Below are 25,630 nucleotides of genomic sequence, written 5' to 3' on the forward strand. Positions count from 1 at the left end.
ATGACCACCGACAACCGACGGCTGCGCACCCGGTGGCTGGGTGCGCAGCCGATCGGCGGCCTCTTCGCGCTGCCGTACCTCGTGTTCGTGATCGCGATCTTCGCGTATCCGCTCGGTTTCGCCATCTACATCGCCTTCCACGACTACTTCTTCACCGCGCCGGGCGCCGAGGTCGACCGGCCCTTCGTCGGCTTCGACAACTTCGTCACGGTGCTCACCGACCCGCGCGTGCTCGGAGCGTTCCGCAACACCCTCGTGTTCCTGGTGATCAACGTGCCGCTCACGGCGGTGCTGGCGCTCGTGCTCGCAGCCGCCCTGAACACCGGCATCCGCTGGGTGGCCGCGTACCGCGTGGCCTTCTACGTGCCGTACCTCACCGCGAGCGTCTCGCTGGTGGGCGTGTGGATGCTGCTGTTCTCGGGCAACGGGCTCGTCAACACGATCCTGGGGCCGCTCGCGCCCGACCCGTCGTGGCTCGTGAACAGCGCGCTGGCCATGCCGATGATCGCGCTCTACGTCACCTGGAAGCAGCTCGGCTTCTACATCCTGCTGTACCTGGCGGCGCTGCAGAACGTGCCGAAGGAGCTGTACGAGTCGGCGGAGACCGACGGCGCCGGCGCCCTCGCGCGGTTCTGGAACGTGACTGTCCCCGGCGTGCGCAGTGCGACCACGCTCGTGCTGATCCTCTCGATCATCACCGGGGCGAACCTCTTCACCGAGCCGTACCTGCTCACCAACGGCGGCGGGCCGGACGGCGCGTCCACCACGCCGGTGCTGCTCATCTACCAGCTGGGCATCCAGCAGCAGAACCCCGACACCGCGGCCGCGATCGGCATGATCCTGGTGGTGCTCGTGGGGATGCTGTCGCTGGCCGCCAACCGCGCGACGAGGGAGCGATGATGCGCCGGAAGAACACCCTGCCCCGCGTGCTGAGCGTGATCGCGCTCACGATCGCGGCGATCGGCTTCGCCTTCCCGTTCTACTTCATGCTGGTCGGCGCGTTCCAGGAGAACCCGACGAACTCGCCCAGCCAGCTCATCCCCACGGGCGGGTGGACGGTCGACAACTTCGTCGCGATCGACTCGCGCATCGACCTGGTCGGCTCGCTCGTCAACTCGATGATCTTCACGCTCGGCGTGCTGCTGGGCACCGTCGTGTTCGGGCTGCTCGCCGGCTATGCGATCGCCCGGCTCGACTTCCGCGGCCGCGGCGTGATCTGGGTGCTGATGCTGCTCGTGCAGATGGTGCCGTTCCAGCTGCTGATGATCCCGCTGTACGTGCAGATCACGCGCAACTACGGTCTGGGCGACTCGTACCTGGGCATGATCCTGCCGTTCCTCATCAACACGACCGCGGTGTTCATCTTCGTGCAGTTCTTCCGGGCGCTGCCCACGGAGATCTTCGAAGCCGCGCGCATCGACGGCGCGGGCGAGATCCGCCTGCTCACCTCGGTCGCGATCCCGCTCATCCGCCCCGTGCTGGTGACCGTGGTGCTGGTCACCTTCATCGGCCCGTGGAACGAGTTCCTGTGGCCGTTCCTCATCACGAAGGACGCGTCGCTGCAGCCGCTCGCCGTGTCGCTCGCGAACTACATCTCCAACGTCGCGCAGTCCACCGCCAACCCGAACGGGGCGATCCTCGCGGGCGCCACGGCACTCGCATTCCCCGTCGTCATCCTGTTCATCGTCTTCCAGCGCTTCTTCAAGGCCACCGACCTCGGCGCGGCCGTCAAGGGCTAGCCAGAAAGGGCATCCATGTTCACCGGAGCATCCTTCCCCCTCGGTCCGTTCACCCCCTACGAGGGGAACCCGATCCTGCGTCCGCGCGGCGACAGCTGGGAGTCGGCGAACCTCTACAACCCGGCGGCCCTGGTCGACGGCGACGAGGTGCTGCTGCTGTACCGCGCGCACGCCGACGACATCGTGTCGCACATCGGGCTCGCCCGCTCCCGCGACGGGGTCACGTTCACGCGCGAGGACGCGCCGATCCTCTCCCCCGCCGAGGACTACGAGCGCTACGGCTGCGAGGATCCGCGCATCGCGCTGATCGACGGCACCTACTACCTCACCTACACCGGCTGGGACCGTCACAGCGCGCAGCTGTGCCTGGCGACCTCGACCGACCTGCGCACCTGGACCAGGCACGGCCCGCTGTTCGACGACTTCGACACCTTCAAGACCATGGACCCGCGCGGGTTCAACTGGTCGAAGGCCGGAGTGATCGTCCCGCAGAAGATGCACGGCAAGTGGTGGATGTACTTCGGCGAGGGCGGCATCTACTGGGCGACCAGCGACGACCTCATCCACTGGACACCCGGCACCCCCGACACCGAGCCGATGTACACGCCCACGCCCGGCACCTGGGACGAGGCGCTGGTGGAGATCGGCACCTCGCCGGTGGTCACCGACAACGGGCTGCTGGTGATGCTCACCAACGGCGCCACACGCACGGTGCACGACGACGGCACGGTCGACGTCGACTACCGCTGCGGGCAGATCGCCATCGACCCGGACGAGCCGACGAAGGTCATCGCCCGGATGCAGGAGCCGTGGCTGCGCCCGCAGAGCTTCGAGGATCTGCACGGCCTGGTGTCGAACGTGACCTTCGTGGAGGGACTGGTGAAGTTCCACGGGAAGTGGTTCGCGTACTACGGCCAGTCCGACACGACCCTGGCCGTCGCGATCCACGACCCCGCGGAGCCGTGGGGCCGCGCGCTGCGCGAGGCCGAGGGCGAGGAGTGAGGCCATGGAGACCACGCGCCGCACCTTCCTGACGCTCGCCGCGACCACGTCCGCCCTGGCGCTGCTGCCCGTCGACGCCGCGGTGGCCCAGGGCACCGCGGCCGGATCGGCCCTCCGCCCGGCCAGCGCCCGCGGTCGCCGCCTCACGAACCTCGCGCACCTGCGGTTCCTGCTGGCCGACGTGCCAGTGGTCGCGAGCGACACGCACACCACCGAGGGCATCGCGGAGCGCCCCGTCGTGCGGGCGCCGTGGACCTACGCCGACACCGACGGCGCGGGCGGCTACCGTCCCGTCGGCGGCGGCACGCGCGACGCCGCCACCGGCTACTGGTCGCAGGGCGCGTACAACGCCGACGACATCGCCCGCGCCGCGGTGGTGTTCCTGCGGGACTGGCGCGCCACGGGCGACCCGCAGAGCCGCGACGACGCCCGCGACGTGCTCCGCTCCCTCGCGTTCCTCCAGACCGTGTCGGGGCCGAACGCCGGACGCGTGGTGCTGTGGCAGCAGGAGGACGGCACACTCACGCCGAGCGCGATCCCGGTGGAGCTGCCCGACCCCTCGGACTCGGCGGAGTCGTACTGGCTGGCCCGCACCGTGTGGGCCTTCGGAGAGGGATACGCCGCGTACCGCACGGAGGATCCCGCCTTCGCGGAGTTCCTGCGAGCGCGGCTGCACCTGTGCCTGGACGCGCTGGCGCGCGAGTCGCTCGGCCGTGCAGGGCAGTGGGTCCGCAGCGACGGACGCGACCTGCCGGCGTGGCTCATCGCGGGCGGCGCCGACGCCACCGCGGAGGCGATGCTCGGGCTCGCCGCCGCCGCGGAGGCCGGAGACGACCGCAGCCGCACGGCCCTGCAGACGTACGCCGAGGGCGTGGCGGCCATGGCGACCGACCCCGATCAGGGCTGGCCGTTCGGGGCCGTGCTGCCGTGGACGGGCTCGCTGGGGTTCTGGCACGCGTGGGGCGCGGCGGCTCCCGAGGCGCTGGCCAGGGCGGGCGGCGTGCTGCGACGCCCCGACCTCTCCGCCGCGGCCGTGGCGGACGCGGCCCGCTTCACGCCGCAGGTGCTGACCTCGGGCGGACCGCACAACGCGTGGGCGCCGCTGCCCGCCGAGGCGCAGATCGCCTACGGCGCACACGGCCGCGTGGCCGGGGCGCTGCAGGCGGCGAGCGCGGGCGGCGAGGGACTGCGGGTGATCGCGGGGCTCGCGGCGGGATGGTTCTTCGGTGCCAACACCGCGGGCGTGCCGGTGTACGACCCCGCGACCGGCGTGACCTTCGACGGCGTCGAGACCGACGGCCGCGTGAACCGCAACTCGGGCGCGGAGTCGACGATCCACGGCCTGCTCACGATGCAGCTGCTCGACGCGAACCCCGACGTGGTACGGCTGGCGACCTCGATCACGGGGCTGTCGTCGTTCGCGGGACTGCGGGCGCTCGACGCCGAGGCCGCACGGCTCTCGCCCGGGTGCACGGTCGAGCGTCCCGCGGACGGCGCGTGGACCGGCGAGGGCAACCTCGCGGGCGGCGCGTTCGTGCGGGTGCCCGAGGGCGAGTGGGTCGAGTTCGACCTCACCGAGCCCGGCGGGGTGCTGCACGGGCTCGTGTGGCGGCAGGCCGCGGACGCCGGGACCGCGGTGTGGGAGGCGCGGCGCGGCGGACGGCGGCTGTGGAGCTCCGAGACAGCGGCCGGGGGCACGGGCGACCGCGGACTCACGGAGGCGGACGGCATGCTCGTGCCGCAGCTTCTCGGCGGCGGACTCCCGGACGGCCCCGTGACCGTGCGCTGCACCAGCCGCGGCGACCTGCGCCTGGACGCGCTGGTGGTGCAACCCCGCGTGACCACGGCGGTGTACGCGACCACGGGCGGCGCGGCGGTGCTGTACGCCAACGCGACCGCGGAGCAGCAGCGCGTGGCACCCCTGGCACCCGGAGCGGGCACGGCCTACGACGAGAGCGGAGCACCGCGCGGGAACGGCACCCCGGGCGGCCGCGTGCGCGTGCGGGGGCGGGGCTTCACGGTGACGCGGCGCTGAGGCCCGCGGCCGCCGGGGCGACTCGCCATGCCGGCATGCTCTTTTTGAGTCACTCAAAAGAACGTGTAGAGTCGAGGACATGGAGACAGACCTCGACTCGGCGCTGCGAGGCGCCGGGCTGCGTGCGACCGCGGGCCGCGTCGCCGTTCTCGAGGCTCTCGGCTCCATGGCCCACACGGATGCGGAGCGCGTCTACCGCGCGGTCTCCGAGTCGCTGCCGACCACGTCGATCCAGTCGGTGCACAACATCCTCGCGGACCTGACGACGGCGGGGCTCATCCGCCGGATCGAACCGGCAGGATCCGCGGCGCTCTACGAACGGCGCATCGGCGACAACCACCACCACGTCGTGTGCACCTCCTGCGGTGCGATCGGCGACGTGGACTGCGTCGTCGGCGAGGCGCCGTGCCTCACCCCCTCCTCCACGGGGGGATTCACCGTCCAGACAGCCGAAGTCACCTTCTGGGGCCTGTGCCCCAGCTGCCAGAACGCCGCGTAGGCCCGCCTCCGACCGCCCGTCCCCCGACGGCGCTGTTCGGCGTGCCCGCGCGCAGAAGGAGAACACCATGTCGAACCCCATCGGGTCGAACCGTCCGGCCACCACGACGCAGACGGGTACGCCCATCGCGAGCGACACCCACTCCCTCACGGTCGGTGCCGACGGCCCCACCGTGCTGCACGACCAGCACCTGGTCGAGAAGATCGCCTCGTTCAACCGCGAGCGGGTGCCGGAGCGCAACCCGCACGCCAAGGGCGGTGGCGCGTTCGGCGAGTTCGTCGTCACGGAGGACGTGTCGCAGTACACCAGGGCCGCGGTGTTCCAGCCCGGTGCCACGTCCGAGACGCTGATCCGCTTCTCCTCCGTCGCGGGCGAGCAGGGCTCCCCCGACACCTGGCGCGACGTGCGCGGCTTCTCGCTGCGGTTCTACACGACCGAGGGCAACCTCGACATCGTGGGCAACAACACCCCCACGTTCTTCCTGCGCGACGCCATCAAGTTCCCCGACTTCATCCACTCGCAGAAGCGCCTGGGCGACTCCGGTCTGCGCGACGCCGACATGCAGTGGGACTTCTGGACGCTCTCGCCCGAGTCCGCCCACCAGGTCACGTACCTCATGGGCGACCGCGGGCTCCCCCGCAGCTGGCGCCACATGAACGGCTACGGCTCGCACACCTACTCGTGGGTGAACGCCGCGGGCGAGCTGTTCTGGGTGAAGTACCACTTCCTGGCACACCAGGGTGTCGAGGCGATGAGCCCGGAGGAGGCCGAGAAGCTCGCCGGCACCGACGCCGACCACTACCGCCGCGACCTGTTCCAGTCGATCGCCCAGGGCGACTTCCCGAAGTGGGACCTGTACGTGCAGATCATGCCGTACGACGAGGCGAAGGACTACCGCTTCAACCCGTTCGACCTGACCAAGACGATCTCGAAGAAGGACTACCCGCGCATCAAGGTCGGCACGCTGACCCTGAACCGCAACCCGGAGAACTTCTTCGCGCAGATCGAGCAGGCGGGCTTCGCGCCCGGCAACCAGGTGCCCGGCACGGGCATCTCGCCGGACAAGATGCTGATGGGCCGCATCTTCGCGTACCCCGACGCGCAGCGTCACCGCATCGGCGCGAACTACAACCAGCTGCCGGTCAACCAGCCGCACGCGGCCGAGGTGCGCAACTACCAGCACGAGGGCTCGATGCGCTACCAGTACAACGACGCCGCGCACCGCACCTACCAGCCGAACTCGTTCGGCCCCGCCGGCGGCCCCGAGGCCGACCCGGCGAAGGGTGTCGAGGCGAACTGGGCGGCCGACGGCGAGCTGACGCGCTCCGCGGCGACCCTGCACGCCGAGGACGACGACTTCGGCCAGGCCGGCACGCTCTACCGCGAGGTGTTCGACGGGGAGCAGCGCGCCCGCTTCCTGGAGACGCTGACCGGCCAGGGCCGCTCGATCACGATCGACGCGATCCGCGAGCGCTTCTTCCAGTACTGGACGAACGTGGACGCCGAGCTCGGCGCCGCGCTCCGCGACCGGGTCTGACCCGGGTCGGCGCCCCTCCCTCCGTCATCCGGGGAGGGGCGCCGCCGGCGGGGACCCCGACGAACGCCCCCTTCTGCACCGTGCCCGCAGGAGGGGGTTCGTCGTCGGTGCGGCCGTTGCCGCGCGAGAGGGAGCAGGATGGAGGGGTGGCCGTTCCCCTCTCCGACCTGACCGCGATGCCCGCTCCCCAGCACGTATACGCCCCCGACGGCACCCGGCTGGCGACCTACACGTGGGGTGAGCTCGATGCCCCGGTCGTGGTGGCGGTGCACGGCTTCGCGTCGAGCGCGCGCGACAACTGGGTGCTCACGGGCTGGGTGCGCGAGCTCACCGCGGCCGGCTACCGCGTGCTGGCTCTGGACCAGCGGGGGCACGGCCAGAGCGACAAGCCGCACGAGGCCGACGCCTACGCCATCCGCGCCCTGGCGACCGACGTGGAGACGGTGATGGACACCTACCTCGTCGACGACGCCTTCTACCTGGGCTACTCGCTGGGTGCGCGCGTCGGCTGGGAGGTCGTGCGGGAGCTCCCGCACCGGATCGGCCGGGCGGTGCTCGGAGGGGTTCCCGACGGCATCCCCCTGGCCCGGCTCGACCTGGACGAGGTGCGGGCGTATCTCGCCGACGGCACGCCGGTGACCGACCGCACCACCCAGAACTACATCGCCCTGACCGAGCGCGTGCCCGGCAACGACCTGCGGGCCCTGGTCGCGCTGGCCGAGGGGCTGCGCGGCTCCGGCACGATCGACCCCGACCCGGCCGACGCCCCGACCCGGCCGATCCTGTTCGCGACCGGGTCGAAAGACGCGATCATCGAGGGCTCGCGGGCACTGGCGGCCGCGGCCCCCGACGGCCGGTTCGTGGAGATCCCGAACCGGCATCACTTCAACGCGCCGGGCTCGCGCGACTTCAAGGAAGCCGCGCTCGCCTTCTTCGCCGAAGGCTGACCGCGGTCAGCTCGCGGTGGCGTCCTCACGCTTCGGCAGCACCCAGCCCGCGCGCGGGAAATGGCACGTGTAGCCGTTCGGGTACTTGATCAGGTAGTCCTGGTGCTCTTCCTCGGCCTGCCAGAACGGCCCGGCGGGCTCGATGGTGGTGACGGCCTTCGCCGGCCACAGCCCGGAGGCGTCGACGTCGGCGATCGTGTCGCGCGCGACCTGCTCCTGCTCGGGGGTGAGCGGGAAGATCGCGGAGCGGTAGCTCGACCCGATGTCGTTGCCCTGACGGTTCAGCGTCGACGGGTCGTGGATCTGGAAGAAGAACGCGAGGATGTCGCGGTAGGTCGTCTGGGTCGGGTCGAACACGATCTCGACCGCCTCCGCGTGACCGGGGTGGTTGCGGTAGGTGGCGTGGTCGTTCTCGCCACCGGTGTAGCCCACGCGGGTGTCGAGCACCCCGGGCTGGCGGCGGATCAGGTCTTCCATGCCCCAGAAGCAGCCGCCCGCCAGCACGGCGGTCTCGGTCCCGGGGGTGCGGGTGATGGTTCCGGTGTCGGTCATGACTGCTCCTCAGCGGTGTCGGGGGTGTCGGGTGTCGTGGTGGGGTCCGCGGCGAAGAGGCGGCTGTAGCGACCGTACCCCTCCTCCTCCAGCCTGTCAGCCGGGATGAAGCGCAGGGCCGCGGAGTTCATGCAGTAGCGCAGGCCGCCCTCGGCCGCCGGTCCGTCGTCGAACACGTGACCCAGGTGGCTGTCGGCTCCGGTCGAGCGGGCCTCGGTGCGGGTCATCCACAGCGTGCGGTCGGTCTTGGTGGTCACGGCCTCGGCGTCGATCGGGCGCGTGAAGCTCGGCCAGCCGGTGCCGCTGTCGTACTTGTCGCGGGACGAGAACAGCGGCTGCCCGGAGACCACGTCGACGTAGATGCCGTCGTCGTGGGTGTTCCAGTAGGCGTTGCGGAAGGGCGGCTCGGTGGCGTCCTGCTGCGTCACCTCGTACTGCAGGTTCGTCAGGGCGCTGACCGCCTCGGGGGTCTTGCCGTAGTCGTTCGACATGAGTGGCTCCTTGTCCGGCGCCGCTGGCTGCGGCGTCATAGAGGAGAACCCGTACCGTCCCCGTTTTGGTCCCGCGGGACTGGGAGCGGGCTGTGAGTTTCGCGACGGCTCAGGCGGAGGCGCGCACGAGGTCCAGGTTCGCGGTGGCGGTGCGGAGGATGTCGGCGACCGTGCGGTCGTCGGGGCGGCGCGCGACCTTCAGGCCGAGCCACGCGACGTCGCCGGCGGCGGTGAGGGCCGCCGCGACGTGGGCGCGGTCGAGCAGAGAGCGCGACGCGGGGTGGGTCTCCGCGATCGGGAGGTGCGCGTCGATCCACGGGTACCCGTAGGGGCTCTCCACGGCGGCGGCACCGGAGAGGGCGAGCCCGGTCAGCAGGCCGGACGCCGCGGCGTCGGCGATCTGCGCGGTGACCGCGTCGGCATCGCGGAGCTCGATCGCGGAGCGCCCCCAGTTCAGCCACAGCCCCACCGGGACGTCGGCCAGGCGGATCGCGGCGATCTCGTCCGCGAGGGGCAGGAACCCCTTCTCGGGCGTCCGGTCCGGCACGTGCGCGTCGCAGTGCTCGATCGCCAGGACGGCGCCGGACCAGTCGAGCGCGGTCACCTCGTCGAGCGACCGGGCGAGGGCGGCGGCGTCTCCGGTCGCGCGCGGCGCGGTGTGCAGCGTGACCACGGCCACGTGGGCGGCGCTCTCGTCGCGGAGCCGGACGATGTCGGCGGCCACCCGGCGCAGATCGGCGACCGCGGCCGCACGGCCCTCGGCGTCGGGCGACGCGAGACCGTAGCGGGGGTCCTCCCCCACGCGGCGCATCACGAACGGCACGGGCGTGACCGCGAGCGGCACCCCGGGCACGTGCGCGAGGAACCAGTCGTCGTCGTGCGGGTGGAGGCCGCCCATCCACGGCACCTCGAGCCCCGCGACCCCGGGGAGGGCGCAGAGCGCCGGCAGCAGCTCGGCCTCCAGCGCCGGATCCCACTGGGCGTGGGCGGGCGAGAGCGGGTAGGCGCTGACGAGCAGCGGTGCGGTCACGCCCGGGCCTCCGCGATGCCGTCGACGAACCACGACGTGAGGGTGGACGGGTGCGTGATCGCGGTGCCCACGCACACGGAGGCGGCACCGGCGCGGAGGGCCGCGGCGGCGTGCTCCGGGCGGTGCACGCGGCCCTCCGCCACGATCGGACGGGTGCAGCGCCCGGCGATCAGCTCGATCAGCTCCAGGTCGGGCCCGTCGGTCTTCGGCCGCTCGCCCGTGTACCCGGAGAGCGTGGTGCCGAGCATGTCCGCCCCCGCCTCCTCCGCGGCGACCGCGTCGTCGAGCGAGCCGCAGTCGGCCATGATCAGCGCGTCGGTGTGGGCGCGGAGCCCGGCGATCGTCTGCGCGAGCGTGAGGCCGTCCGGCCGCGGGCGACGGGTGCCGTCGATCGCGACGATGTCGGCCCCGGCATCCGCCACGGCCCGCGCGTGTGCCAGGGTCGGGGTGATGAAGACGTCGGACTCGCCGTCCTTCCACAGGCCGACGACCGGCACCGGGAGGTCGGCGACCGCGCGGATGTCGTCGATGCCCTGCACCCGGATGCCCGCAGCACCGCCGGCGAGGGCGGCCGCGGCGACCTGCGCCATGGTGCGCGGGTCGCGCATGGCCTCGCCGGGGTAGGCCTGGCACGAGACGATCAGGCCGCCGCGCAGCCGGTCGATGGTGTCGGTGAATCTCATGAGTTCCTCCAGGCCGATGCGGCGGCTCCCCGCAGCGGTGCGTCATCGCCGAGCGCACCCGGCAGGATCGGGGTGGACTGCAGCGCGTCGATGGCCTCGGCGCGGTACGCGGCGCGCATCGGACCCCACCACGCCTCGCCGATGTTCGGCACGCCCCCGGTGACGACGAAGCGCTCCGGGTCGAGGATCGTGGCGGCACCCGCGAGCGCACGGCCCACGGCGGCCGCGGACTCCTCGAGCGCGCGCCGGGCCACGGGGTCTCCGGCGGCGGCCGCGGTCGCGACACCGCGGGCGTCGCGGATCGTGGGGTCGCCACCGAGCGACAGGAAGTGCCGGTGCATGCCGATGCCGGAGCCGATCGCCTCCAGGTGACCGCGGCGACCGCAGGGGCAGCGCAGATGCTCGGCCCCGGGTGTCGGGAGGTGCGCGATCTCGCCCGCCACGTGATGGGCGCCGCGCGCCGCGCGGCCGTCGAGGATCAGCCCGGCGCCGACGCCCGTGCCGACCGCGACGATCAGGGCGCTCGCGGCCCCGGACGCCGCGCCGTGGCGGTGCTCCCCGGCGGCATGGGCGTCGACGTCGTTCTGCACGGCGACCACGGCGTCGGGCTGCAGCCGCGGACCGAGGGCCGCGCGCACGAGGGCGGCGAGCGGGGTGCCCGGCCAGTCGGCGAACGTGTCGGTGGCCGACACGATGGTGCCCGTCGACGCGTCGACGACCCCGGCCGTGCCGATGCCGACACCCGCGAGCGTCGTGCCATCGGGGAGCAGCCGCTCGGCCAGCGCGGCCACGGTCGCGACGACCGCGGCCGGCCCCTCGGCGGCGGGCGTGGGGGCCACCTCGGTGCGCAGCAGCACGTCCGAACGGTCGGCGACCGCCGCGGCCGTCTTGGTGCCGCCGATGTCGACGGCGAGGACGACCTCGCCCATCACACCGCGACCGGGAGCAGCCCGAGCTCGTCGAGGATGGCGCGGATGCCGGCGACCGCGTCGGCGTCGAGCGCCTGCACCGTGTCGGCCATGGTCGCGTGGTCGATGATGCCGCGGGCGTGCATGGCCGCCTTGAACGCGCCGACCCCGGTCGCGTCGCCGGAGAGGCCCCGCGGCTGGAACACGATGTCGAACAGGCGGTTGATGCGCTCCTGCTCGGCGCGGGCGGCCGTCCAGTCGCCCTGCTGCGCGGCGTTCCACAGGCGCACGTAGCCCGCAGCCTCGACGTTCGCGAGGCCCGGGACCACGCCGGCCGCGCCGACCAGGGCCATCGCGTCGACCACGACCTCGTGCCCGGTGAGCAGCTGCAGCGGGCGGCCGGCCGCCTCGTTCGCGGCGACCAGGCGGCGGAACGACACGTCGTCACCCGAGGAGTCCTTCACGCCCTGGATCACGCCCTCGGTGCCCAGCTGCACGAGCAGGTCGACCCCGAGCTTCGTGTGCACCCGGACGGGCACGTCATAGGCCCACAGCGGGGCGTCGATCGCCGCGGCGATGGTGCGGAAGTGGTCGGCGACCTCGGCGGCCGAGTTGAGCGTGTACAGCGGGGCGGTGGTGACGATGGCCTGCGCACCCGCCTCGACCAGGCGGCGGGCGGTCTCGATGATGCGCGGGGCGGTCAGCTCGATGGCGCCCGCGATCACCGGCACCCGGCCGGCGTTCGCGGTGACGATCGTGCGCAGCAGCTCGACGCGCTGGTCGTCGGTGAAGTACGCGGTCTCCCCGGTCGAGCCGAGCGCGAAGAGGCCGGAGACGCCCTCGTCGATCAGCCGTTCGACGAGCCGGGTGAGGGAGGCGTGGTCGATCGTGCCGTCCGGCAGGAGCGGGGTGGCGACGGGAGGGACGACGCCGGAGAACGAAGGGGCGGGGGAAGCAGAGGACATGTGTGTGTTCCGGTCGTTTCAGTGGTGGGGTTCGAGCAGCGAGGGCGCGGCGCCCAGCAGCGTTCTGGTGTAGGGATCGGCGGGATCGTCGAACACGCGGGCCGCGTCGCCGAACTCGACGACCTTCCCCTTGTTCATCACGGCGATCTCGTCGGAGAGGTAGCGCACGGTCTGGATGTCGTGGGAGATGAAGACCATGCCGAGGCCGAGCTGCTCCTTCAGGTCGGTGAGCAGGTTCAGGATCTGCGCGCGCACCGACACGTCGAGCGCGGAGGTGGGCTCGTCCGCGACGATCACCTGCGGGTCGAGCACCAGCGCGCGGGCGATCGCGACGCGCTGCCGCTGCCCGCCCGAGAGCTGACTGGGCAGGGCGTCGAGCGCGGAGGCGGGGAGCCCGACGAGCCCGACCAGGTCGCGCACCTTCCGCGACCGGGTCGCGGCGGTGCCGAGGCGGTGGACCTGCAGCGGGTCGAGCAGCGCGTCGCGCACCGTCATGCGGGCGTTCAGCGCGGTCGCGGGGTCTTGGAACACCACCGAGAGGATGCGTCCGAGGCGCTTGCGCACGGCGGGGGTGAACGAGCGCACGGGCTCGCCGTCGAACACGACCTGCCCGCTGGTGGGCTTCTCGAGTCCGATCAGCACCTTCGCCGAGGTCGACTTGCCCGATCCGGACTCGCCCACGATGCCGAGGGTCTGGCCGCGGCGCACCGTGAGGGAGACGCCGTCGAGCGCGTCGACGTAGCGGGGCCGGAACAGCGACGACGCCCGGGTCTTGTAGCGGACGTGCACGTCCTGCAGCTGGATGACGGGGTCGCTCATCGTCCTGCTCCGATCGCCTCGACGGGCGCATCGTCGGGATGCGCGGAGTAGTAGTGCTCTGTGCCCTCGATGTGCCGCCGCACGGGCTCCACACCCGCGTACCGGGCGGGGTCGGACGAGCGCGGCGCGAAGCGGTCGCCCGCGGGGAAGTCGCGCGGCGACGGCACGACGCCCGACACCTGGTGCAGCCGGTCGGATCCGGCCTCGATCGACAGCACGGCCCCCAGGAGGCCCTGCGTGTACTCGTGCACCGGCTGCGTGAGCACCTCGCGCGTGGTGCCCTGCTCGACCACCTGCCCCGCGTACATGACGGTGATGCGGTGCGACAGCTCCGCGACCAGGGCGAGGTCGTGCGACACGAACACGAGCGCGAAGCCGAGCTCGCGCTGCAGCCGCATCAGCAGTTCCACGACCTGCGCCTGCACGGTCACGTCGAGGGCCGTGGTGGGCTCGTCGGCGATCACCAGGCGCGGGTCGCGCGTGAGGGCCATGGCGATCAGCACGCGCTGCCGCTGACCGCCCGACAGCTCGTGCGGGTACGAGGCGAGGGTGCGCTGCGGGTCGAGCCCGACCAGCTCCAGCAGCTCCTCGGCGGTGCGGGTGCCGCCGCGCGAGGTCAGCTGCTTCATCTGCGAGCGGATCAGCATCGCCGGGTTCAGCGAGCTCAGTGCGTCCTGGTAGACCATCGCGATGTCGTGTCCGCGGAGGCCGTTGCGCTCCCTCGGGGACATCTGCAGCAGGTCCTTGCCGTCGAACAGGATGCGTCCGCGGATGTCGGCCTTCGGGTCGAGCAGGCCCATGATCGCGAGCGAGGTGATGGACTTGCCGCAGCCCGACTCGCCCACGAGCGACATGGTCTCGCCGGGGCGCACGGTGAAGCTGACGTGGTCGACCACGTTCACGTCGCCGTGGCGCGGGAAGGAGATGCACAGGTCCTGCACCTCGAGCAGCGGGGCCTGGTCGCCCGCGTAGACGAGGCGGTCGGTGCGGTCCAGCTCGCGGGCGCGCAGCTCGGCCAGGCGCGCGGCGAGCGGCACGGCCTCGGCGGTGGGTACGAGCACGTCGGGCACGCCGCTGGGCACGGACAGGTTCACGGACGTGTCGACGGTGGGGATCACGTGCGTGTCGTCGGGGGCGGCCGCGGCCTCCAGCTCGTGCGTCGACTCCTCGGTGTTCGCGGCGTCCGCGGTGACCTTTCGGGCGCGCGGCGACACCATCGCGTCGGTCATGCCCTCGGACAGGATGTTGAGGCACAGGACCGTGATCATGATGAGGATGCCGGGGAAGAAGGTCGCCCACCACGCACCGCTCATGAGGAGGTTGCGGCCGGCGGCGATCACGTTGCCCCAGGACGGCTCGGGGTCGGGCACCCCGGCCTGGAGGAACGACAGCGAGGCCTCGAACACGATCGCGTCGGCGACGAGCACCGTGGCGAACACGAGCACGGGGGCCATCGCGTTGCGGGCGACGTGCCGCACGATGATGCGCGGGGTGCCCGCTCCCATCACCCGCACGGCGGAGACGTAGTCCTCGCCGTACTGGTCGAGGATGTTGGCGCGCACGATGCGGGTCAGCTGGGGCACGTAGAGGAACGCGATCGTGAGGACCAGCACCGGGAGGGACTTGCCGAACACGGCCACGAACACGGCGGCGAGCGCGATGCCGGGGAACGACATGATGACGTCCATGACGCGCATGAGCGTCTCGGAGATCCACTTGGGCGCGGTCGCGGCGATCGTGCCGAGCACACAGGCGACGGCGAGGGCCACGAGGGTCGCGCCCAGGCCGATCACGAGCGAGTAGCGGGCGCCGTAGACCAGGCGCGAGAAGATGTCGCGGCCCTGACGGTCGGTGCCGAACCAGTGCTCGGGGCTCGGCGGCTGCACGGGGGTGCCCGAGGCCAGCGGGTCGTAGGGCGAGATCAGCGGCGCCAGGACGGCGGCCAGCGCGATGAGCGCGAGCACCGTCAGGCAGATGATCGAGCCGAGGGAGAGGCGGCCCCAGCGGAGGCCGGGGACGGAGAGTCGTTCCGTGAGTCTGCGTCGCATGTCACACCGCCCGGATTCGAGGATTGATGAGCACGTACAGGAGGTCGACGATGATGTTGATCACGACGAACGCGAGGGCGACCGCGAGCGTCACTCCCTGCACGAGGTTGGGTTCGTTGTTGGTGACGCCGTTGAGGATCAGCGTTCCCATGCCGGGGATCGCGAAGATGATCTCGATCACCACGGCCCCGCCGAGCAGGTAGCCGATGCGCAGGCCGAGCACGGTGACGGGGGTGATGAGGGCGTTGCGCAGCACATTGCGGCCGACCACGATCACGCGGGGGATCCCGGCGCCGAGCGCGGTGCGCACGTAGTCGCGGTCGAGCTCCTCGACCATCGAGGTGCGTACGACGCGCGAGAGCTGGCCGATCACGGGGACGGCGAGGGCGACGGCGGGGAGCGTCATGCGGGCGAGCCAGCCCGACGGATCGGTCCAGAAGTCGGGCAGGGGGCCGGACGCCGGCAGCAGTCCGAGCCCGAGCGTGAAGAGCTGGATGAGCAGGATCGCGAGCCAGAACGAGGGCGTGGAGAGGGCGGCGACGCCGAACACGCGGATGACCTGGTCGGGCCAGCGGTCGCGGTAGACGGCGGCGAGCACACCGATCGCGAACGCCACGATCACCGCGATGAGCAGGCCGAGGAAGGTCAGCGCCAGGGTCACGGGGAACGCGCGGGCCACCTCGTCGATCACGGGCAGGCTGCGGGCGGAGTAGGTGCCGAGGTCGCCCTGCACGAGGCCGAACAGGAAGTTCACGTAGCGCACGAACAGCGGAAGGTTCAGTCCGTGCTCTTCGCGGTAGGCCTCGAGGGCTTCGGGGGACGCGGTCTCGCCGAGCGCGGTGCGCGCCGGGTCGACGGGCGAGAACGACATCACGAAGAAGACCAGGAACGTGATGCCGAGGATCATCAGCGGCAGCTGCAGCAGTCGCCGGCCGATGAGGCGGAGCGTGTTGGACACGTGCCGCTCCTTCCGGGTGGGGGTGGTGGCGGGGACGCGCTCTTCGGGCGAGCGCGCCCCCGCGGGGTGGGGCCGGGGCTACTTCGCCGCCACGCCGACGTCGAGGAACGAGAGGCCGGTGGTGGGGACGGGCTGGAAGCCGACGAGCTCCTGGCTGCTCCAGGCGGTGGGCAGCTTGCGGTGGAACAGCGGGTACAGCACGGCCTGGTCGGAGATCAGGTCGAACGCCTGGTCCCAGGTCTTCTGCTGCTCGTCGCCCTCCTGGGTCACGGCGGTGTCGAGGAGCGTGCGCAGCTCGGCGTACTCGGGCGAGTCGGCCCAGGCGGTGCGCGTCTGGGTCCAGACGTTCTCGCCGTACCACCAGTTCATGAGCAGGTCGGGGTCGACGCCGAACACCGACGGGTCACCGGGGGCGATGGCGACGGTGTAGTCGCCGGAGTCGATCTTCTCGTACATCGACGCGGACTGGCTGATGTCGAGCGTGGTGTCGATGCCGATCGCGTCGAGCGACTCCTTGATGAGCGGGGCGACCTCCTTGACCCAGCCGGTGTCGGTCATGCGGAGCGTGATGGCGAGGTCGGCGACCCCGGCCTCGTCGAGCAGCTCCTTCGCCTTGTCGGGGTCGTAGGTGTAGACGGTGGACGCCTCGTGGTAGTTCGGGTAGTCCTCGGGCAGGAACGAGGTGGCGGGGGTGGCGTTGCCGAGCATGCCGGTCTCGATGATCTTGTCCATGTCGAGCGCGTAGTGCAGCGCCTGGCGCACGCGCACGTCGTCGAAGGGCGCGGCCTTCGTGTTGAACATCATGAACAGCAGGCCGAACGACTGCACGCTCTCCACGTCGGCGGAGGCGGCGAGCGCGTCGGCGTCGATGTAGGGCACGTCCTCGATGGCCTGCACGGTGCCGGTCGACATCGCGGTGACGCGGGCGGAGGCGTCGGCGAGCAGGTTCCAGTTCATGCCGGCGGCGAGCGCGGGGCGCGGGCCGTTGTAGTCGTCGTAGCGCTCGAAGACGAGCTTGTCCTCGGGCACCGCGGAGACCAGGGAGTACGGGCCGGACCCGACGGGGTTCGCACCGAAGTCCTCGGGGTCGGCCTCGACCACGGCCTTCGGCACGATCTTGACGACGCCGAGGCGGTCGTCGATCAGCGAGAACGGGTAGTCGGTGGTGATGCGGACCGTGTCCTCGTCGACGGCGGTGACGGTGTCGATGAAGTCGACGAACGAGCGGAACAGCGAGTTGTTGGCCGGGTCGAGCACGCGCTCGTAGCTGAAGACCACGTCGTCGGCGGTGACCGGGTCGCCGTTCTGGAACGTGGCGCCCTCGCGGAGGTCGATCTCGTACGTGGTGTCGTCGACCTTGGTCGGGAAGTCGGCGGCGAGCGCGGGGGCGGCCTCCTGCGTGACCGGGTCGAGGTCGACGAGGCCCTCGAAGATGTGCCAGTTGGCGGAGACCGTGACGGCGCCGGAGGCGACCATCGGGTCGAAGCTGCCGTTGAGCGTGTAGGAGATGCCGGCCTCGATGATGCCGTCGGGGTCGACCTCGCTCGCGGCGGGGCTCTCGTCCGGCGTGCTGGCGGCGCCGCCGCCGCAGCCGGCGAGGGCGAGGGACGCGGCGACCGTGCCGGCGACCGCCATCGCGAATCGACCCGCGCGGCGGCGGGTGATGTGTCGGTTCATGTGTGCTCCAGGGTGAAGGGGGGACATCTTGAGGACATCTGATGTCTGATGTACTCTAAACACACGTTCGATCAGATCACAAGAGTGAGATGATCGGAGCGTTTTCCGTCAGGCACGAGAGGGGCCCCATGAAGTCCACCACGGGGAGGGCATCGCGCATGCGCCGTGCCACGACGGCCGACCAGATCAAGCAGCTCATCCTCACGCGCGGGCTCACCCCCGGCGACCCGCTGCCCACCGAGGCCGAGCTGTGCGAGGAGCTCGACGTGTCGCGCTCCTCCGTCCGCGAGGCCATCCGCACGCTCTCCACCCTCGACATCGTCGACGTCCGCCACGGCCACGGCACCTACGTCGGCCCGATGTCGCTCGACCCGATGGTGGAGGCGCTCGTGTTCCGCGGCGTGCTCTCGCCCGAGGGGTCGCTGCAGGCGCTGCGTGAGGTGGTGGAGGTGCGCCTCGCCCTCGACCTCTCGATGGCCGAGCGCGTGGTCGAGGCCGCCCAGGCACAGGAGGATCCGGAGCTGGACGAGCTCGTGGCCGACATGGTCGACAAGGCCGGGCGCGGCGAGTACTTCCTCGAAGAGGACAGGGCCTTCCACACGCGGCTGTTCGGCGCGATCGACAACCGCCTGGTCGGACAGCTCGTCGGCGCGTTCTGGGACGTGCACACCGCGGTGCTCCCGCAGCTCGGCATCGCCCAGCCCGACGACATCACCCAGACCGCCCAGGCGCACGGCGACATGCTCGACGCGGCACGCGCCGGCGACGTGGAGCGGTACCGCCGGGCCGTGATCGAGCACTACCAGCCGCTGCAGCGCGTGCTCGCCACCGCGGAGGACGCACGAGCCTGACCCAGGGAGTCGGTAGTCTGACCTTCCCCCCACCGGAAAGAGGACTGCCATGTCCGTTGGACTGCTCGCCGTCGTCGACGACATCCTGAGCGCGGCCATGAAGGCCTCCGCCAAGGCCGCCGGCGTCGTGATCGACGACGCCGCCGTCACCCCGCAGTACGTGCAGGGCATCACGCCGGCGCGTGAGCTCCCGGTGGTGGGGAAGATCGCGCTCGGGTCGCTGGTGAACAAGTTCGTCATCATCATCCCGATCGCGCTGCTGCTCACGGCATTCGCCCCGTGGGTGCTCCCCTACCTGCTGATCCTGGGCGGCTCGTACCTGTGCTTCGAGGGTGCCGAGAAGGTGCTCGAGTGGTTCGGGGTGCAGCACGGTCATGCCGACGAGGGCGCGCGCGACGAGCGCAAGCTCGTGTTCGGCGCCATCCGCACCGACCTCATCCTGTCGACCGAGATCATGCTCATCTCGCTGGCCAGCCTCGACAAGGGCCTCGACGTCTGGTCGACACTGGCGATCCTCGCCGTGATCGCGCTGCTGATGACGGTGGCCGTGTACGGCGTGGTCGCGCTGCTGGTGAAGATCGACGACATCGGGCTGAAGATGGCGAAGAACCCGGTGCAGCGGGTGCGCCACACCGGCACCCGGATCGTGCGGTCGATGCCGGCGGTGTTCCGCTTCATCAGCGTGCTGGGCACGGTCGCGATGCTCTGGGTCGGCGGTCACCTGGTGCTGATCAACCTCGGCGAGGTCGGCCTGCACGCCCCCGCCGATCTGCTGCACGCGGTCGAGCACGCGCTCGAACCCCTCGGCGGCGTCGTGGTGTGGATCGTCGACACCCTCATCTCCGCGATCGCCGGCCTCGTGTGGGGCCTCGTGATCGTCGGGATCGTGCTGGGCATCGCGCGCCTCTTCGGCAAGAAGCCGAGCTTCCACGAGGGCGAGACCTCCCCCGCCGACGTCCACGCCTGAGCGCGTCGCGCCCGGGGAGATCGATCGCACCAGAGGAGACCGGTTGCGCCAGGGGATGTCCGGGGTGAAATGTTAGATTTCACCGATGCGCCCACGTCCGCCGTCGCCGATCACCGTCACCTCCTTCGCTGCAGACCGGTGGTTCCGGGCGCAGGGGCTCCCGACCTTCGTGCCCTGGCGTCGCTGGTTCCATGACATCGTGCCGCGGTCGGCGCCGCTCATCGCCGCCGCGTCCGTCTACTGGACCCTCGCGGGCGACGGGATCGACGACTTCTCGTTCGCCCTGCACCTGCTCGTGGAGACCAAGGACGGCACGGGCCTCGCGTTCGCGATCCTCGCCGCGCTGCTGACCAGTCTCGTCCTCGCCTGGGCCGGGTTCGCCGTGGTGCGCGTCACGCTCCGCCACCTGCGCGGGGTTCGACGCACGGCGGCCGCGATGGTGGTCATCGCTCTCTGCGCTGCCGGCGTGATGCTCGAAGGAGGCGTCACCGAGGGCGCGCCCGCAGCGCCGGTCGCGGAAGCCCTCTCGATCGTCGCGGGGAGCGTGCTGCTGGTCGCGTTCGGCGGCGGCGCGCTGCTGTCGTGGGCCACGAGGCTCGCAGCCCGCAACCTCGCCGCGATCGGGCACATGGCGACCATCGCACTTCCCGTCATCCTCATGCTCGTGCTGTTCGCGTTCTTCTCGGTCGAGGTCTGGCAGATGGCATCCGTGCTGTCGTGGTCCGCGCTCGGGCTCCTGGCACTGGTGGTGGCCGCGCTCGCCGGCGCGGTCGTGCTGCAGGTGAGCGCGACCGAGGTCGACCCGGCGACGCTCGCGCTCACCGTCGACGAGGAGCGCGACCTGCTGCGGGGCACACCGGCCGAGGGTCGCCCGGCGTCGACGGATCCGGCGTCGACCGTCGGCCGTCCGCAGCGGATCAACATGCTGCTCGCGATGACCCTCGCGCACCTCGTCCAGGCGGCCGTCTTCGCTCTGCTGCTCGCCGTGCTGCTCGTTCTCATCGGGGCGATCGCCGTTCCTCCGGATCTCGCGCAGACCTGGCTGGGTGATCCCACGTCGGTGCACGCGCTCGTGGTGCAGCCGCTCGTGGTGCAGGGCGTGGCACTTCCGCTCACGGTCAACCTCCTCAAGGCGGCGACGCTGGTCGCCATCGTCTCGGCGCTGCCGTTCGTGTTCTCGGCCGTGAGCGAGAGCCGCTACCGCGCCCGCTTCTCGGAACCGATCGTGGCCGACATGCGGCGCGCGATCCTCGTCCGCGCTGCGCTGTCCGACTCCGAGCGCATCGGCTGACCGCCGGGGCCACGGCGGGTCGCCCGACCAGCCCGGGCGCTGCGCTTCAACCCCCGGCGGGCCGCGCCGAATCGGTCGGCCTCGACCCCGCGGGCCTGTTCCCCACCCTGTCCATGACGCGATGCGCTGGTCACCCCCGATAGAGTGCGGAACGTGACTGCATCCCCGTCTCGACCCTGCTGGTGAGCACCCCATGACCGCCGTGCAGCTCAGGCCAGCCCACGATGCCGACCTCGACACGATCACCGAGATCCACAACCACGCCGTCGTGCACACCACGGCGATCTGGAACGAGGAGGCGGTGGACCGCGCCGACCGCGCCGCGTGGCTCGCCGACCGGACCGCCCGCGGATACCCGGTGATCGTCGCCGCCGACGACACCGGCGTGCTCGGCTACGCGTCGTACGCGCAGTGGCGGCCGCACAGCGGCTACCGGCTCACGGTCGAGCACTCCGTCTACGTGCGGGGTGATCAGCGCGGCCGCGGCATCGGCCGAGCGCTCATGGAGGAGCTCATCGCACACGCGCGCACCGCCGGGATGCACGTGATGATCGGCGGGGTGGAGAGCGGGAACGCGGCGTCGATCGCCCTGCACGAGCGCCTCGGCTTCCGCGAGGTCGGACGCATGCCGCAGGTGGGCGCGAAGTTCGGCCGCTGGCTCGACCTCAGCATGCTGCAGCTCGTGCTCGACGACCGCCCCTCGCCCGACGCGCGCCCCGGCACCGAGGACTGACGCCGGTGGACCTGCTGCAGTGGCTCGTCGACGCCTTCAATTCGCAGTGGCTGCTGCCGGGCGGGCAGACCCTGCTGGTGCGCGAAGTGGTGGGCAACGCGTTCGGGCTGGCGAGCGCGCTCGGCGGCATGCGGCGCAAGGTGTGGGCGTGGCCGGTCGGCATCGTCGGCAACCTGCTGCTGCTGACCGTGTTCCTCGGTTCGGCGCTCAGCCCCGACCCCTCGCTCCCCCACCTGCTCGGCCAGGCCGGCCGGCAGGTCATGTTCATCGCCGTCGCGGTGTACGGCTGGATCCGCTGGCGCAACGCCGAGGGCGGCCGCGTGGTGCCGCGGTGGGCGCCGACGAGCGCCCGCGTCGAAATCGTGCTGGTGATGATCGCCGGCACGGTCGCGCTCACCCCGGTGTTCCGCGCGCTCGGGTCGTGGGAGCCGGTGTGGGCCGACGCCTGGACGTTCGTCGGCTCGCTCCTGGCCACGTACGGCATGGCGAAGGGGTGGACGGAGTTCTGGCTCATCTGGATCGCCGTGGACGTGGTCGGCGTGCCGCTGCTGTTCAGCTCCGGCTACTACGCGACCGGCCTCATGTACGTGTTCTACGGCGTGTTCACCGCGGTCGGGTTCGTGATCTGGTGGCGGGCGCAGCGCCGTGCCGACCACGGGATCGAGATCCTGCCTCCCGACCCCAGCCCCCGACGCCTCGACGAGGACGCCCCCTGACCCGCCGCGACGTCTACGACCGCTGACCCCGCCCGCCGCCCTCGCGATTGTTTCGGTGCGTGTCGGCGGTGCTCGACCGCGGCCCCGTGTGTCCCGTTTCATGGGTCGCATGACCCGACAGATCCGCTTCAACGCCTTCGACATGAACTGCGTCGCCCACCAGTCGTCCGGGCTGTGGCGGCACCCCGACGACCGGTCGCGGCAGTACAACACGATCTCGTACTGGACCGAGCTGGCGACACTGCTGGAGAGCGCGACCTTCGACGGCATCTTCATCGCCGACGTGCTCGGCACCTACGACGTGTACGGCGGCACCAACGAGGCCGCGATCCGCAACGGCGCCCAGGTGCCGGTGAACGACCCGATCCTGCTCGTGAGCGCGATGGCCGCGGTGACCGAGCACCTCGGCTTCGGCATCACGGCCGGCACGGCGTTCGAGCACCCCTACCCGTTCGCACGGCGGCTCAGCACGCTCGACCACCTCACGCAGGGCCGCATCGGCTGGAACGTCGTCACCGGCTACCTGCCCAGCGCCGCCCGCAACATGGGCCAGGAGGATCAGCTCGGTCATGACGACCGCTACGACCACGCCGACGAGTACGTCGAGGTGCTGTACAAGCTGTGGGAGGGGTCGTGGGAGGACGACGCCGTGGTCGAGGACCGCGAGCGCGGCATCTTCACCGACCCCGCCAAGGTGCACCCGATCCGGCACGAGGGCACGCACTTCCGCGTGCCGGGCATTCACATCTCCGAGCCGTCGCCGCAGCGCACCCCCGTCATCTACCAGGCCGGTGCGAGCCCCCGCGGCGTGCGGTTCGCGGCCGAGAACGCCGAGGCGATCTTCGTCGCCGCCCCGTCGAAGGAGGTGCTGGCCGGCACCGTGAAGCGCATCCGCGACGCCCTCGAGGCGGCGGGACGCGACCGCTACGACGCCCGCATCTACACGCTGTTGACCGTGATCACCGCGGCCACGAGCGAGGAGGCGACCGCGAAGCACGCGGAGTACCTGTCGTATGCGAGTCCCGAGGGTGCCCTCACGTTCATGTCGGGCTGGATGGGCGTCGACCTGTCGCAGTACGGCGAAGACGAACCCGTGGGGAACGTGGAGTCCAACGCGATCCAGTCGGTGCTCCAGCACCTGAAGGAGGAGGCGGATCTCGGCCGGGAGTGGACGGTCGGCGACTTCGGGCGACACAACGCCATCGGCGGACTCGGACCCACGGTCGTCGGCTCGGGCGAGGAGATCGCCGACGAACTGCAGTCGTGGGTGGAGCAGACCGACATCGACGGCTTCAACCTCGCCTACGCGGTCACGCCCGGCACGTGGCAGGACGTGATCGAGCACGTGATCCCGGTGCTGCGCGAGCGCGGCGCGTACCCCGAGGAGTACACGCCCGGCACGCTGCGCCACAAGCTCCACGGGCGCGGCGACCGCGTGCAGGACACGCACCGCGCCGCGCAGTACCGCGTGGGGGCGGCGGCGCGGGCCTGAGCGGCGTCAGTCGGCGTCGCGGGAGAACAGGTTCCGCAGCACGAGGAACACCACGACGGCCACGACCGCGACGATCGCGAGCTTCGCGATGAACCACAGCACCGAGAACAGGGCGCTGACGATCCACCACGCGATCACGACAGCGAGGATCACGCCGAGCACGGTCCAGATGTTCTTGGTCATACGTCCAGCCTAGGGGCGCGGGCCGCGGGATCCTCCCCTCCCGGACCGCCGGCTCCGGCGGGCGTCGCGGTGTCCGCGCCGCCCGCGCGGTCGGTGTCGGCGAGCAGTGCATGCAGGCTGCCCGCCGCCGCCAGCAGCGCGACGCTGCGGCGGGTGAGGGCGTCGAGCCGGGCGGCGAGGATGCTCTGCAGCCCTCCGTTCTCGCCGTGCGCCCGCAGCTCCTCCAGGATCCGGGTGATGGCCGGGATCCCGTAGCCGCCCGACCGGAGTGCGGCGACCACGCGGGCCTCGGTGATCGCGCCCGAGCCGTAGCGGCGGGCGCTCCTGCCGTCGCGCATCGGGCGGATGAGCCCCTCGCGCTCCCAGTGGCGCAGCGCCGAGGTCCGCACGCCGAGAGCCTGGGCGAGCTCACCGACCGTCATCTCGTCGGCGTCGTCGAACACGTCGTCGGCGTCGGACACCGCGACCTCCAGACCGCGCAGCGCCTCCCGCAGCCGGCTGCGCTCGTCGGCGAGGTCGGCGTGGAGGGCATCGATGCGCTCGGCGGCCCGTTCGACCGACGACCGGATGAGCATCGGCATGAGCGCGCGGGCCGCCACCGGACCGATGGCCGCGGCGAGCTGCCGGTACGCCCGCGCCGCGGTCTCGTGCCGTGCACCGTAGCGCCGGTAGCCGTTCGCCGCGCGGACCGCCGGGGGAATGATGCCGAGCCGCTCCAGGTCGCGGACCTGCTGCACCGAGTAGCCGACGCTCCGGCCGATCTCCGCCGTGCTCCTGACCCGCTCTGGAGGGTTGCTCACCTGTAACCCCCTGTTCTCCGCAGCCAAGTCTCCATAGGCACTGCAACCGGACCATTGAAGCATGGACAGACAGCAGATCGTCGAGGCCGTGCGATCGTTCGACGGCGCGCTCGCCATGACACCGCAGCCGGGAAGCGAGTTCCCTGAGCTGTCGTGGGGCCGAGGGCGGTGACGGTGGGTACCGCTCAGGGCATGACCGAGGGGCAGCGCCGGACCGTCGCCGTGTGGGCCGCGGACTGCGCCGACCGCGTGCTGCCGCTGTTCGAGGCGGAGGCCCCCGGCGATGACCGCCCGCGCGACGCCATCGCCAGGAGCAGGGCCTTCGCGCGCGGGGAGCTCTCCGCCGCGGGTGAGATCCGGCGGCGGTTCGTGGCGGGCCGGGCGGCGGGGAGTGCCGCGACCCCGGCCGGACGAGCGGCCGCGCGTGCCGCCGCCCAGGCCGCGGGGGTGGCGCACATGGGAGCGCATGCACTCGGGGCGGCCGCGTATGCCGCGGTCGCCGTGGGGCTCGCGCATCCCGACGACCCCCGCGCCCGCGACCGGGAGGTGACGCAGCAGCTCGCCCTCCTCTCCCCCGCCGCCACCTCGGCCCTGCGCTCCCTGCCACTCGTCGGCACCGACACCGCCGGACCGCTCGGCCCCGGGCTGCTGGCCGCGGGCGACCTCGGCGCGGTGATCCGGCGGGTGCAGGCCGCACTCGCCTGACC

Annotated in this window: 26 protein-coding genes; 14 read left to right on the forward strand and 12 right to left on the reverse strand. The window is 71.7% G+C overall.

The window, feature by feature from the left end; translation table 11 throughout:
• The 7 genes from ACFWCH_RS04690 to ACFWCH_RS04720 all read left to right on the forward strand — a co-directional run bounded on the left by ACFWCH_RS04690 (position 1) and on the right by ACFWCH_RS04720 (position 7,759).
• The gene (locus ACFWCH_RS04690) at positions 1 to 900 is read left to right on the forward strand and encodes a carbohydrate ABC transporter permease (protein ID WP_378803011.1); all 900 of its coding nucleotides are present in this window, start codon (positions 1 to 3) and stop codon (positions 898 to 900) included.
• Complete coding sequence (locus ACFWCH_RS04695; RefSeq protein ID WP_136028565.1) at positions 897 to 1,739, forward strand: carbohydrate ABC transporter permease; 843 nt, start codon at positions 897 to 899, stop codon at positions 1,737 to 1,739. The genes ACFWCH_RS04690 and ACFWCH_RS04695 overlap by 4 nt, the downstream gene beginning before the upstream one ends.
• Positions 1,740 to 1,754: 15 nt before the next feature.
• On the forward strand, positions 1,755 to 2,741 hold the full coding sequence (locus ACFWCH_RS04700) for a glycoside hydrolase family 130 protein (RefSeq protein WP_247637969.1): 987 nt from the start codon (positions 1,755 to 1,757) through the stop codon (positions 2,739 to 2,741).
• A gap of 4 nt (positions 2,742 to 2,745) precedes the next feature.
• Positions 2,746 to 4,776: a hypothetical protein gene (locus ACFWCH_RS04705; protein ID WP_378803012.1), complete on the forward strand. Its 2,031-nt coding sequence runs from the start codon at positions 2,746 to 2,748 to the stop codon at positions 4,774 to 4,776.
• A gap of 79 nt (positions 4,777 to 4,855) precedes the next feature.
• Positions 4,856 to 5,275 (forward strand): Fur family transcriptional regulator, encoded by a 420-nt coding sequence (locus tag ACFWCH_RS04710; protein WP_136028563.1) that lies wholly within the window; start codon positions 4,856 to 4,858, stop codon positions 5,273 to 5,275.
• Between the two features lie 67 nt (positions 5,276 to 5,342).
• Positions 5,343 to 6,812 carry a catalase gene (locus ACFWCH_RS04715; protein ID WP_136035556.1) on the forward strand — a complete coding sequence of 490 codons (1,470 nt, stop codon included), beginning with the start codon at positions 5,343 to 5,345 and terminating at the stop codon, positions 6,810 to 6,812.
• Between the two features lie 146 nt (positions 6,813 to 6,958).
• The gene (locus tag ACFWCH_RS04720) at positions 6,959 to 7,759 is read left to right on the forward strand and encodes an alpha/beta fold hydrolase (protein ID WP_136028561.1); all 801 of its coding nucleotides are present in this window, start codon (positions 6,959 to 6,961) and stop codon (positions 7,757 to 7,759) included.
• 6 nt (positions 7,760 to 7,765) lie between these two features.
• Here the strand turns inward: ACFWCH_RS04720 and msrA are convergent, their stop codons facing one another.
• The 10 genes from msrA to ACFWCH_RS04770 all read right to left on the reverse strand — a co-directional run bounded on the left by msrA (position 7,766) and on the right by ACFWCH_RS04770 (position 17,890).
• Positions 7,766 to 8,311 carry a peptide-methionine (S)-S-oxide reductase MsrA gene (gene msrA / locus ACFWCH_RS04725; protein WP_136028560.1) on the reverse strand — a complete coding sequence of 182 codons (546 nt, stop codon included), beginning with the start codon at positions 8,309 to 8,311 and terminating at the stop codon, positions 7,766 to 7,768.
• Positions 8,308 to 8,802 (reverse strand): peptide-methionine (R)-S-oxide reductase MsrB, encoded by a 495-nt coding sequence (gene msrB / locus ACFWCH_RS04730; protein WP_136028559.1) that lies wholly within the window; start codon positions 8,800 to 8,802, stop codon positions 8,308 to 8,310. The genes msrA and msrB overlap by 4 nt, the downstream gene beginning before the upstream one ends.
• Before the next feature lie 109 nt (positions 8,803 to 8,911).
• A complete protein-coding gene (locus tag ACFWCH_RS04735) occupies positions 8,912 to 9,832 on the reverse strand; it encodes a DUF4862 family protein (RefSeq protein WP_378803013.1) in 921 nt (306 codons plus the stop codon).
• Positions 9,829 to 10,515, reverse strand: a complete 687-nt coding sequence (locus tag ACFWCH_RS04740; protein WP_378803014.1) for an N-acetylmannosamine-6-phosphate 2-epimerase — start codon at positions 10,513 to 10,515, stop codon at positions 9,829 to 9,831. Before ACFWCH_RS04740 ends, ACFWCH_RS04735 begins: the two co-directional genes overlap by 4 nt.
• Positions 10,512 to 11,444, reverse strand: coding sequence for an ROK family protein (locus ACFWCH_RS04745; RefSeq protein WP_247637973.1), 933 nt, complete (start codon positions 11,442 to 11,444; stop codon positions 10,512 to 10,514). The genes ACFWCH_RS04740 and ACFWCH_RS04745 overlap by 4 nt, the downstream gene beginning before the upstream one ends.
• Positions 11,444 to 12,388: a dihydrodipicolinate synthase family protein gene (locus tag ACFWCH_RS04750; protein ID WP_136031955.1), complete on the reverse strand. Its 945-nt coding sequence runs from the start codon at positions 12,386 to 12,388 to the stop codon at positions 11,444 to 11,446. Before ACFWCH_RS04750 ends, ACFWCH_RS04745 begins: the two co-directional genes overlap by 1 nt.
• Before the next feature lie 18 nt (positions 12,389 to 12,406).
• The gene (locus ACFWCH_RS04755) at positions 12,407 to 13,207 is read right to left on the reverse strand and encodes an ABC transporter ATP-binding protein (RefSeq protein ID WP_136031953.1); all 801 of its coding nucleotides are present in this window, start codon (positions 13,205 to 13,207) and stop codon (positions 12,407 to 12,409) included.
• Positions 13,204 to 15,255 (reverse strand): dipeptide/oligopeptide/nickel ABC transporter permease/ATP-binding protein, encoded by a 2,052-nt coding sequence (locus ACFWCH_RS04760; protein ID WP_378803015.1) that lies wholly within the window; start codon positions 15,253 to 15,255, stop codon positions 13,204 to 13,206. Before ACFWCH_RS04760 ends, ACFWCH_RS04755 begins: the two co-directional genes overlap by 4 nt.
• Position 15,256: 1 nt before the next feature.
• A complete protein-coding gene (locus tag ACFWCH_RS04765; RefSeq protein ID WP_136031948.1) occupies positions 15,257 to 16,213 on the reverse strand; it encodes an ABC transporter permease in 957 nt (318 codons plus the stop codon).
• A gap of 78 nt (positions 16,214 to 16,291) precedes the next feature.
• Positions 16,292 to 17,890, reverse strand: coding sequence for an ABC transporter substrate-binding protein (locus tag ACFWCH_RS04770; protein WP_378803016.1), 1,599 nt, complete (start codon positions 17,888 to 17,890; stop codon positions 16,292 to 16,294).
• Positions 17,891 to 18,018: 128 nt separating this feature from the next.
• Here ACFWCH_RS04770 and ACFWCH_RS04775 point away from each other — a divergent pair, with 128 nt between their 5' ends.
• From ACFWCH_RS04775 to ACFWCH_RS04800, 6 genes are all read left to right on the forward strand, one after another.
• Complete coding sequence (locus ACFWCH_RS04775) at positions 18,019 to 18,741, forward strand: FadR/GntR family transcriptional regulator (protein WP_240745299.1); 723 nt, start codon at positions 18,019 to 18,021, stop codon at positions 18,739 to 18,741.
• A gap of 49 nt (positions 18,742 to 18,790) precedes the next feature.
• Positions 18,791 to 19,708, forward strand: a complete 918-nt coding sequence (locus ACFWCH_RS04780) for a DUF808 domain-containing protein (protein WP_247637975.1) — start codon at positions 18,791 to 18,793, stop codon at positions 19,706 to 19,708.
• 85 nt (positions 19,709 to 19,793) lie between these two features.
• Positions 19,794 to 20,999, forward strand: coding sequence for a hypothetical protein (locus ACFWCH_RS04785; protein ID WP_136035574.1), 1,206 nt, complete (start codon positions 19,794 to 19,796; stop codon positions 20,997 to 20,999).
• Between the two features lie 193 nt (positions 21,000 to 21,192).
• A complete protein-coding gene (locus ACFWCH_RS04790) occupies positions 21,193 to 21,732 on the forward strand; it encodes a GNAT family N-acetyltransferase (RefSeq protein ID WP_136031939.1) in 540 nt (179 codons plus the stop codon).
• A 5-nt stretch (positions 21,733 to 21,737) separates the two neighbouring features.
• A complete protein-coding gene (gene pnuC / locus ACFWCH_RS04795; protein ID WP_378803017.1) occupies positions 21,738 to 22,448 on the forward strand; it encodes a nicotinamide riboside transporter PnuC in 711 nt (236 codons plus the stop codon).
• 109 nt (positions 22,449 to 22,557) lie between these two features.
• The gene (locus tag ACFWCH_RS04800; protein ID WP_247637978.1) at positions 22,558 to 23,940 is read left to right on the forward strand and encodes an LLM class flavin-dependent oxidoreductase; all 1,383 of its coding nucleotides are present in this window, start codon (positions 22,558 to 22,560) and stop codon (positions 23,938 to 23,940) included.
• A gap of 6 nt (positions 23,941 to 23,946) precedes the next feature.
• On the opposite strand, the gene ACFWCH_RS04805 is transcribed toward ACFWCH_RS04800, so the two are convergent.
• Together ACFWCH_RS04805 and ACFWCH_RS04810 are read right to left on the reverse strand one after the other, a co-directional pair.
• A complete protein-coding gene (locus ACFWCH_RS04805; protein WP_168443063.1) occupies positions 23,947 to 24,123 on the reverse strand; it encodes a hypothetical protein in 177 nt (58 codons plus the stop codon).
• Positions 24,120 to 24,923, reverse strand: a complete 804-nt coding sequence (locus ACFWCH_RS04810) for a MerR family transcriptional regulator (protein ID WP_378803018.1) — start codon at positions 24,921 to 24,923, stop codon at positions 24,120 to 24,122. Before ACFWCH_RS04810 ends, ACFWCH_RS04805 begins: the two co-directional genes overlap by 4 nt.
• A gap of 174 nt (positions 24,924 to 25,097) precedes the next feature.
• Here ACFWCH_RS04810 and ACFWCH_RS04815 point away from each other — a divergent pair, with 174 nt between their 5' ends.
• On the forward strand, positions 25,098 to 25,628 hold the full coding sequence (locus ACFWCH_RS04815; RefSeq protein WP_378803019.1) for a putative immunity protein: 531 nt from the start codon (positions 25,098 to 25,100) through the stop codon (positions 25,626 to 25,628).
• Positions 25,629 to 25,630 lie beyond the last annotated feature (2 nt).

Origin of the sequence: Microbacterium sp. NPDC060132, from assembly GCF_042729675.1 — a bacterium.
Taxonomy (GTDB): domain Bacteria; phylum Actinomycetota; class Actinomycetes; order Actinomycetales; family Microbacteriaceae; genus Microbacterium; species Microbacterium sufflavum.

Bases quoted from the DNA above. Each gene is read 5' to 3' on its own strand.
- ACFWCH_RS04690 (WP_378803011.1), top strand. From the start codon at position 1: ATGACCACCGACAACCGACGGCTGCGCACCCGGTGGCTGGGTGCGCAG.
- ACFWCH_RS04700 (WP_247637969.1), top strand. From the start codon at position 1,755: ATGTTCACCGGAGCATCCTTCCCCCTCGGTCCGTTCACCCCCTACGAG.
- ACFWCH_RS04805 (WP_168443063.1), bottom strand. From the start codon at position 24,123: ATGACCAAGAACATCTGGACCGTGCTCGGCGTGATCCTCGCTGTCGTG.
- msrB (WP_136028559.1), bottom strand. From the start codon at position 8,802: ATGTCGAACGACTACGGCAAGACCCCCGAGGCGGTCAGCGCCCTGACG.
- ACFWCH_RS04760 (WP_378803015.1), bottom strand. From the start codon at position 15,255: ATGCGACGCAGACTCACGGAACGACTCTCCGTCCCCGGCCTCCGCTGG.
- ACFWCH_RS04740 (WP_378803014.1), bottom strand. From the start codon at position 10,515: ATGAGATTCACCGACACCATCGACCGGCTGCGCGGCGGCCTGATCGTC.
- ACFWCH_RS04800 (WP_247637978.1), top strand. From the start codon at position 22,558: ATGACCCGACAGATCCGCTTCAACGCCTTCGACATGAACTGCGTCGCC.
- ACFWCH_RS04775 (WP_240745299.1), top strand. From the start codon at position 18,019: ATGAAGTCCACCACGGGGAGGGCATCGCGCATGCGCCGTGCCACGACG.
- ACFWCH_RS04755 (WP_136031953.1), bottom strand. From the start codon at position 13,207: ATGAGCGACCCCGTCATCCAGCTGCAGGACGTGCACGTCCGCTACAAG.
- ACFWCH_RS04750 (WP_136031955.1), bottom strand. From the start codon at position 12,388: ATGTCCTCTGCTTCCCCCGCCCCTTCGTTCTCCGGCGTCGTCCCTCCC.
- ACFWCH_RS04695 (WP_136028565.1), top strand. From the start codon at position 897: ATGATGCGCCGGAAGAACACCCTGCCCCGCGTGCTGAGCGTGATCGCG.
- msrA (WP_136028560.1), bottom strand. From the start codon at position 8,311: ATGACCGACACCGGAACCATCACCCGCACCCCCGGGACCGAGACCGCC.
- ACFWCH_RS04745 (WP_247637973.1), bottom strand. From the start codon at position 11,444: ATGGGCGAGGTCGTCCTCGCCGTCGACATCGGCGGCACCAAGACGGCC.
- ACFWCH_RS04710 (WP_136028563.1), top strand. From the start codon at position 4,856: ATGGAGACAGACCTCGACTCGGCGCTGCGAGGCGCCGGGCTGCGTGCG.
- ACFWCH_RS04790 (WP_136031939.1), top strand. From the start codon at position 21,193: ATGACCGCCGTGCAGCTCAGGCCAGCCCACGATGCCGACCTCGACACG.
- ACFWCH_RS04780 (WP_247637975.1), top strand. From the start codon at position 18,791: ATGTCCGTTGGACTGCTCGCCGTCGTCGACGACATCCTGAGCGCGGCC.
- ACFWCH_RS04705 (WP_378803012.1), top strand. From the start codon at position 2,746: ATGGAGACCACGCGCCGCACCTTCCTGACGCTCGCCGCGACCACGTCC.
- ACFWCH_RS04715 (WP_136035556.1), top strand. From the start codon at position 5,343: ATGTCGAACCCCATCGGGTCGAACCGTCCGGCCACCACGACGCAGACG.
- ACFWCH_RS04785 (WP_136035574.1), top strand. From the start codon at position 19,794: ATGCGCCCACGTCCGCCGTCGCCGATCACCGTCACCTCCTTCGCTGCA.
- ACFWCH_RS04770 (WP_378803016.1), bottom strand. From the start codon at position 17,890: ATGAACCGACACATCACCCGCCGCCGCGCGGGTCGATTCGCGATGGCG.